The organism is Streptomyces pathocidini (assembly GCF_001418495.1).
Classification (GTDB): Bacteria; Actinomycetota; Actinomycetes; order Streptomycetales; family Streptomycetaceae; genus Streptomyces; species Streptomyces pathocidini.
In genome coordinates this window covers 1-6,971 of record NZ_LIQY01000239.1, presented here as the reverse complement: position 1 = coordinate 6,971, position 6,971 = coordinate 1, and the positions used below count along the sequence as shown (strand labels likewise).

General features: G+C 72.0%; 6 protein-coding genes. 5 read left to right on the top strand and 1 reads right to left on the bottom strand.

The window, feature by feature from the left end; genetic code table 11:
• The 4 genes from AOK16_RS13150 to obgE form a co-directional block, all read left to right on the top strand.
• On the top strand, nucleotides 1-296 hold a 296-nt coding region (locus AOK16_RS13150), incomplete at its 5' end, for a hypothetical protein (RefSeq protein WP_055472448.1).
• A 209-nt stretch (nucleotides 297-505) separates the two neighbouring features.
• A complete protein-coding gene (gene rplU, locus AOK16_RS13145; protein WP_055472447.1) occupies nucleotides 506-826 on the top strand; it encodes a 50S ribosomal protein L21 in 321 nt (106 codons plus the stop codon).
• Between the two features lie 13 nt (nucleotides 827-839).
• Complete coding sequence (gene rpmA / locus AOK16_RS13140) at nucleotides 840-1,097, top strand: 50S ribosomal protein L27 (RefSeq protein ID WP_055472446.1); 258 nt, start codon at nucleotides 840-842, stop codon at nucleotides 1,095-1,097.
• Nucleotides 1,098-1,253: 156 nt separating this feature from the next.
• Complete coding sequence (obgE, locus tag AOK16_RS13135; RefSeq protein WP_055472445.1) at nucleotides 1,254-2,699, top strand: GTPase ObgE; 1,446 nt, start codon at nucleotides 1,254-1,256, stop codon at nucleotides 2,697-2,699.
• A 228-nt stretch (nucleotides 2,700-2,927) separates the two neighbouring features.
• On the opposite strand, the gene AOK16_RS13130 is transcribed toward obgE, so the two are convergent.
• Nucleotides 2,928-5,012 carry a hypothetical protein gene (locus AOK16_RS13130; RefSeq protein ID WP_055472444.1) on the bottom strand — a complete coding sequence of 695 codons (2,085 nt, stop codon included), beginning with the start codon at nucleotides 5,010-5,012 and terminating at the stop codon, nucleotides 2,928-2,930.
• A 417-nt stretch (nucleotides 5,013-5,429) separates the two neighbouring features.
• On the opposite strand from AOK16_RS13130, the gene proB reads away from it, so the two are divergent.
• On the top strand, nucleotides 5,430-6,629 hold the full coding sequence (gene proB, locus AOK16_RS13125; RefSeq protein WP_055472443.1) for a glutamate 5-kinase: 1,200 nt from the start codon (nucleotides 5,430-5,432) through the stop codon (nucleotides 6,627-6,629).
• Nucleotides 6,630-6,971 lie beyond the last annotated feature (342 nt).

Below are 6,971 nucleotides of genomic sequence, written 5' to 3'. Positions count from 1 at the left end.
TCGCGGCGGAGGCGGAGGGCGCGGGAGAGGCCGAGGCGACCGCCCCGGCCAAGAAGACGGCCCGCAAGACGGCGCCCAAGACGGCCAAGACGGCAGCCAAGAAGACGGCCGCCAAGAAGGCCACCAAGGCCACCGCCAAGAAGGCGGCCGCGAAGAAGACGACGACCGCCGCGAAGACGACGACCGCCGCGAAGACGGCGGCCGCCAAGAAGACCACGGCCAAGAAGGCCGCGAAGAAGACGGTCGCGGCGGACCGGTCCGCCCCGTCCGTCTCCTCCCCGGCCGACGACGCATGACGGCCCGGTGGCCGGAGGGCCCCGGTTTGACCCTCCGGCCACCGGCCCCGTAATCTTGACCGTCGGCGTCTCTACGCCAAACCCCTGAGCACCTCCCTCCCGGTCTCCGCCGGGAGAGGCCGCTCGTCCTTCCGGATATCCCGGGCTTCGCGGCCCGTGTGAGCGGCTGGCATCAAGGGTCCCGTCCACGAGCAGAGAGTGAGATCCGCGTGTACGCAATCGTGCGCAGCGGTGGTCGCCAGCACAAGGTGGCTGTCGGCGACATCGTCGAGGTTGACAAGATTTCCACGAGCAACGTGGGCGACACGGTCGAGCTCTCGACCCTGCTCGTCGTCGACGGCGAGGCCGTGACCAGCGACCCGTGGGTGCTGGCCGGGATCAAGGTCCAGGCCGAGGTCGTGGACCACCACAAGGGTGCCAAGATCGACATCCTTCGGTACAAGAACAAGACCGGTTACCGCCGGCGCCAGGGCCACCGCCAGCAGTACACGGCGCTGAAGATCACCGGCATCCCCGCGGCTGCGAAGTAAGGACTGAGGAGAGATGGCACACAAGAAGGGCGCATCGTCCACTCGGAACGGTCGCGACTCCAACGCCCAGCGGCTCGGCGTCAAGCGCTTCGGCGGCCAGGTCGTCAACGCCGGTGAGATCCTGGTCCGCCAGCGCGGCACCCACTTCCACCCGGGCAGCGGTGTCGGCCGCGGCGGCGACGACACGCTGTTCGCCCTCGCCGCCGGTGCGGTCGAGTTCGGCACCCACCGTGGTCGCAAGGTCGTGAACATCGTTCCGGTCGCTGAGTAATCAGCCACCGCCGGACGACAACGGCACACAGCACCTTCCGAGGGCGGACCGCTCTTCCCCGCGACGGGGAAAGCCGGTCCGCCCTCGGCGCGTTGGCGGCGCACCGCCCGGCAGCGCATTCTCGTAACAGCACCCCGCAACTGGAGGAACCCCGCAATGACCACCTTCGTGGACCGCGTCGAGCTGCATGTCGCCGCGGGTAACGGAGGCCACGGCTGCGCCTCCGTGCACCGGGAGAAGTTCAAGCCGCTGGGCGGCCCGGACGGCGGGAACGGCGGCCGTGGCGGCGATGTGATCCTGGTCGTCGACCAGTCGGTCACCACGCTCCTCGACTACCACCACAGCCCGCACCGCAAGGCGACCAACGGCAAGCCGGGAGAGGGCGGCAACCGCTCCGGCAAGGACGGTACGGACCTGGTCCTGCCCGTCCCGGACGGCACCGTCGTCCTCGACAAGCGCGGCAACGTGCTGGCCGACCTGGTCGGCGAGGGCACCACGTACATCGCCGCGCAGGGCGGCCGCGGCGGCCTCGGCAACGCCGCGCTGGCCTCGGCCCGCCGCAAGGCGCCCGGCTTCGCGCTGCTGGGCGAGCCCGGCCGGAGCGACGACGTGGTCCTGGAGCTGAAGACGGTCGCCGACGTGGCGCTGGTCGGCTACCCGAGCGCGGGCAAGTCCTCGCTGATCTCGGTGCTGAGCGCGGCCAAGCCGAAGATCGCCGACTACCCGTTCACCACGCTCGTACCCAACCTCGGTGTGGTGACGGCCGGTTCGACCGTCTACACCATCGCCGACGTGCCCGGCCTGATCCCGGGGGCGAGCCAGGGCAAGGGCCTGGGTCTGGAGTTCCTGCGCCACGTCGAGCGCTGCTCGGTGCTCGTGCACGTGCTGGACTGCGCGACGCTGGAGTCCGAGCGCGACCCGGTGACCGACCTGGACGTCATCGAGGCCGAACTGGCGCAGTACGGGGCCGGGTTGGAGAAGCGGCCGCGGATCGTCGCCCTCAACAAGGTCGACATCCCCGATGGCAAGGACCTCGCCGACATCATCCGGCCCGACCTGGAGGCGCGCGGCTACCGAGTCTTCGAGGTGTCGGCCGTCGCCCACCTCGGGCTCGGCGAGCTGTCGTACGCGCTGGCCGACATCGTCGCGAAGGCGCGCGCCGCCAAGCCCAAGGAGGAGTCGACCCGGATCGTCATCCGGCCGCAGGCCGTGGACGACGCTGGCTTCACCGTCACCGCCGAGGGCGAGGGGCTCTTCCGCGTACGGGGCGAGAAGCCCGAACGCTGGGTCCGCCAGACCGACTTCAACAACGACGAGGCCGTCGGCTACCTCGCCGACCGGCTGGGCCGGCTCGGCGTCGAGGCGGAGCTGGTCAAGGCCGGAGCCCGGTCGGGCGACGGTGTGGCCATCGGCCCCGAGGACGACGCGGTCGTCTTCGACTGGGAGCCGACGGTGGCCGCGGGCGCCGAGATGCTCGGCCGCCGCGGCGAGGACCACCGCTTCGAGGCCCCGCGCCCGGCCGCCCAGCGCCGCCGCGACCGCGAGGCGGCGCGCGACGAGGCCCAGCAGGAGTACGAGGGCTTCGACCCGTTCGGCAAGTAATCCTCGCGGACGGCCCGGACGGCCGCCGCTGGCAGAGCCGTTTCTTCGCCGCTCGCCCCGGAAGGGGCGGGCGGCGAAGTGCGTTCAGGGCCGCGGGAGGGTGTTCAGGGCCGCGGGCCGCGATACCCCGAGCTGCCGGGAAGGCCCCCGCACACCACCGAGGCCGGGGAACGACAACGTCGTTTCCCGGCCTCGGGGTAGGGGTCGGCGGCGGTGCCCCTGCAAGGGCTACGCGTTGACCGGGTCGTCCGTCAGCTCCGCGTCCTCTTCCTCGGACTCGTGCTGGCTCGGGATCTCCGCCAGGCGGGCGGCCAGGCGGGCGCGGCGCTCGTCGGCCTTCTCGGCCAGCGCCAGCGCGGCCGCGTCGAAGCGGGCCAGCGACGGCGGGTCGGACGGGCCGAGCAGGTGCTCCTTCAGCTCGGCGCGCGCCTCGGCCAGTTCGTCCTTCTCCGGGTTGCGCACGGTCTCCAGCAGCGCCGCGACGCCCTGCGCCTTGGGGCTGAGGATCGTGGCGGCCCGTACGGTCGGGAAGCCGGACCGGAACTCCTCCTCGGACAGCCCGCTGGTGTTCGCCACCGCGTACGGTTTCTCGCTGGTCAGGTAGTCCGAGACGACGCTCGACACATCGCTGATCAGCAGGTCGGCCTGGTTGAAGCAGGAGTAGATCGCCGGTCGGGCGGCGGTGATGATCTGGTGCTCCCACTCCGGGAAGGAGGCCCAGTACGCGGTCTCCCAGGCCGCCGTCGCCTCGGCAACGGCGGCGGCGCGGCCGGCGTCGGGGGAGCCCTGGAGGAGCATGCGCTCGGTCTCGTCGGCGGAGGTCCGGAACGAGGTGGTGGTCAGCTCGCCCAACTCGGCGTCGCGGCGGGCCAGTTCGGCCGCGGCCTCGGGGCCGGGGCGCTCCCCGGCGCGCTGGGCGTTGGCCTCCGCGATCATCTCCTTGATGCGGGCGTCGGCCTGTCCGGCGCGGGGGTCGACGTTCCCGGTCATCGGATGCGGCTTGTACAGCAGACGCACCTTGGGGTCGGCGAGCAGCTCGCGGACGATGTTCTCGCCCGCCAGGATCACCGAGGTGTTGCCCGGGTCGTTGGTCCAGCCCTCCCACGTGGGGGCGTACAGCACGGTGGTGAAGCGCTCGTCGGCGGCTCCGCCGCGGGCACCCGCCGGCGTGCCCGCGTACGGCAGGATCGGGGACAGCTGCGGGCGGCCCACCTCCACGATGTCCTTGTCCTCGACGCCGATGTCCGCGAGCTGGTAGCGCTCGCGCGCCGCCGGGCCCGCGACCCACACCTCGTCGTACGCCTTCGCGTACGGGTTGCAGCTGGAGAGCTTGTCGGACTCGCCGTGGTTGATGAACGCGTGCTTGATCGAGGGGATCCGCAGTACCTGCGAGGTCTTGCCGGAGTTCGCCGGGTGCAGCAGCACCTTCAGCGTCGAGTGCTCCAGGTTCATCAGGTTGGCGACCTTGGGGATGCAGACGATCGGCACGTCCGTGGCGTCGATCTTCTGCACCATGAACCGCTCGCGCAGCACGATCAGCGGCCGGCCGTCGAGCTCGGCGAGCGTGGAGAGCCACATGTTGGCCTGGTACGCGGAGGTGGTGCCGCCGGAGAAGTACATGCCCACGGTCGGCCGGTAGTCCGCGAGCCAGGTGTTCAGCCAGTCCATGGCCTTCTGCTCACTGGCGACGCGCTTGCGCGGGAGCAGCCAGCTGCCGAGGTGAAGCGTTCCGGCACCGATGAGCGTCAGCGAGACGGCGAGCCCGATGCCGCCCCAGTACGCGTCGGTGGTGATCGCCGTCAGCATCAGGCCGGCCGTGGCCGGCACGGAGAAGGTGAGCAGCCGGTGCCCCGCGCGGCGCGCCAGGACGCGCGGCGGGGCGGGGGTCAGGCCCAGCGCGGAGGTGTCGATGTTGCGCGTGACGATCGGCAGCGAGCGGGTGCGCCGGACCAGCACGGCGACCGCCTGGCACGCGAAGTGCAGCGTGTAGAAGGCGAGCAGCGCGATGGTCAGCGGCGACTGCTCCTCCAGCGGGTTGATGCCGTCGATGCGCAGCAGCCCGACCACGATCAGCATGTCGCGCAGCAGCTGCCGCACGGTGACGTCGAACCGGATCTTGCCCAGCAGTGAGAGCAGGCCCGGCTGCTGGTGCTGCAGATAGAGGTCGAGGGCCAGACCCGCCGCGGAGGCAGCGACGAAGGTCGGCACGTTGGGCAGCAGCGCGCCCACGAGTTGGGCCGTGAAGGCCGCGAACATCGCGAGCAGCGCGGAGAGCTGCACGACGCGGCGTGGGGCGAGTCCGGCAGAGGGCACGGGCTGGGCTCCTGGCGAGGGGCGGTCATTGATGGGGGGAGGCCGTGAGGCACAGGCCCTCGCGTCGACGCCGCGGAAACGCGACATGAACGGAGGACGACCACTGACGGTATTGCGTTCGCCGTCCCCCTGACAATCTGCCGTGAGGTCTATCACCACGAATCAGGCCAAAGTCGCTGAACCAATTGGCGGATTGTGTCATCCGCCACGGCGCGCCTCCTCGCCGTACGCGGCGCCCGGGCGGAAGCCGGGTCCGCTGATCGGAACGGCCCGGCGCCGCCCGGGCCCGCTGACGTAGATTGCGAAACGAGGGATTGCGGAACGAGGGCCCGGTCGAGGCGACAGGCAGTGCCGAGGCAGCAGGCAGCCTCGGCGCAACAGGCAGTTTCGGTGCAACAGGCAGTGGGGAACGCGCGCGTGGCAGCGGAAAAAGGGGCGGCGACCGTACGGGACCGGGTCGCGGATGCCCGCAGGATCGTGGTCAAGATCGGCTCGTCCTCGCTGACGACCGCCGCCGGCGGACTGGACGCGGACCGGGTGGACGCGCTCGTCGACGTGCTGGCCAAGGCCCGGAACACCGGGGCGGCCCGGGGGGCCTCGGCTGAGCGCGGCGGTGGGAGACGGGAGGGCGGCGGGGAGAAGGAGATCGTGCTCGTCTCCTCCGGGGCAATCGCCGCCGGGCTCGCCCCGCTCGGCCTGGCCCGCCGCCCCCGCGACCTGGCCCGGCAGCAGGCCGCCGCCAGCGTCGGCCAGGGCCTGCTGGTGGCCCGCTACACCGCCTCCTTCGCGCGCTATGGCGTACGCGTCGGCCAGGTGCTCCTCACGTCCGACGACACCAGCCGCCGCGCCCACTACCGCAACGCCTACCGCACCCTCGACCAGCTCCTCGCCATGGGCGCCCTGCCGGTCGTGAACGAGAACGACACCGTGGCCACCGACGAGATCCGGTTCGGCGACAACGACCGGCTCGCCGCCCTCGTCGCCCATCTCGTACGGGCCGACCTGCTCGTCCTGCTCTCCGATGTCGACGGGCTCTACGACGGGGACCCCGCGAGCCCCGGCACCTCCCGCATCCCCGAGGTCGCCGGACCCGAGGACCTCGAGGGCGTCGAGATCGGCAGCGCGGGCCGGGCCGGGGTCGGCACCGGCGGCATGGCCACCAAGGTGGAGGCAGCCCGGATCGCCGCGGGCGCGGGCATCCCCGTCGTCCTGACCTCCGCCGTCCACGCGGCCGACGCGCTCGCGGGCCGGGCCACCGGCACGTACTTCCACAGCACCGGGCGCCGCTCCGCGGGCCGCCTCCTGTGGCTCGCCCACGCCTCGGCGCCGCGCGGCGCCCTGACCCTCGACGACGGCGCGGTACGGGCCGTGGTGCAGCGCCGCACTTCGCTGCTGCCCGCCGGGATCGCCTCCGTGGAGGGCGACTTCAGCGCGGGCGACCCGGTCGAGCTGCGGGACGGCGAGGGGCGGGCCGTGGCCCGCGGGCTCGTCAACTTCGACGCCAAGGAGATCCCCCTGCTCCTCGGCCGCTCCACCCGGGACCTGGCGCGCGAGCTCGGCCCGGCCTACGAGCGGGAGGTCGTGCACCGCGACGACCTGGTCGTGCTGGGGCGCTGACGGTGGTGCCGGTTGTGTTGAGGCGCTGAGGGTTGTGTTGACGCACTGACGGTCGTCAGAAGCGGAGGTTCCGTGAAAATGCCCGGCCATTCGACGGTGACCTTCGGGAAAACGGCCCGAAGGCGCGCGCGGACTGGTCAACTTTGATGCACGGACAACGAATCGGGCTGTGGTGGTCCGCGGACCGAGCACCGCGCACTACGGAACCACCGCGAACCAGCGCACGGACATGTCAGGAGGCCGCCGGTGAGACTAGGGCGCCCAGGGGCCCTGCCCCGAGGGACGGCGGAGCGGGCACTGGCCAGCGTCGGCACGGGCGACCACGCCGAGCTGCCGCGGCCG